Source organism: Zobellia russellii (assembly GCF_018728565.1).
Taxonomy (GTDB): Bacteria; Bacteroidota; Bacteroidia; order Flavobacteriales; family Flavobacteriaceae; genus Zobellia; species Zobellia russellii.
This window is the reverse complement of sequence record NZ_JACSOI010000026.1, coordinates 1-608: the sequence shown is the minus strand read 5'-3', so window position 1 is coordinate 608 and position 608 is coordinate 1. Positions and strand designations below refer to the sequence as shown.

Below are 608 nucleotides of genomic sequence, written 5' to 3'. Positions count from 1 at the left end.
ACGGTAACCTTAACGGTCAACGGTACCGATTATACGGGAACTGTAGATGGCGCAGGCGCATATAGTATAGCAATCCCGGGAAGTGAACTGGCCGCCGATGGTGATACGACGGTAGATGGAAGTGTAACGACAACGGATACCGCAGGTAATGTAGGAACCGCAACGGATACCCAAGTATACTCGGTAGATACGACCCCCCCGGTCCCTGTACTGGCTATCGATGATATCACCGCGGACAATGTATTGAACGCTACGGAAGCAGGAGGGAACGTTAATGTAACTGGAACCGTAAGTGGCGACTTCAACTCCGGAGATACGGTAACGCTAACAGTAAACGGTAACGATTATACGGGAACCGTAGATGGCGCAGGTGCATATAGTATTTCTATCCCAGGTAGTGAACTGGCTGCCGATGGCGATACGACTGTCGATGGAAGTGTGACTACCACAGATACCAATGGAAACATCGGTACCGCAACCGACACGCAAGTATATGCTGTAGATACGACCGCCCCGGTCCCTGTACTGGCAATCGATGATATCACCGCGGACAATGTATTGAACGCTACGGAAGCAGGAGGAAATATAGATGTAACTGGAACGGTAAG

1 protein-coding gene is annotated in these 608 nt (G+C 50.5%); it reads left to right on the top strand.

The window, feature by feature from the left end; genetic code table 11:
• Positions 1-608, top strand: a 608-nt coding sequence (locus tag H9565_RS20430; protein ID WP_215442151.1) for an Ig-like domain-containing protein, incomplete at both ends; no start/stop codon positions are given.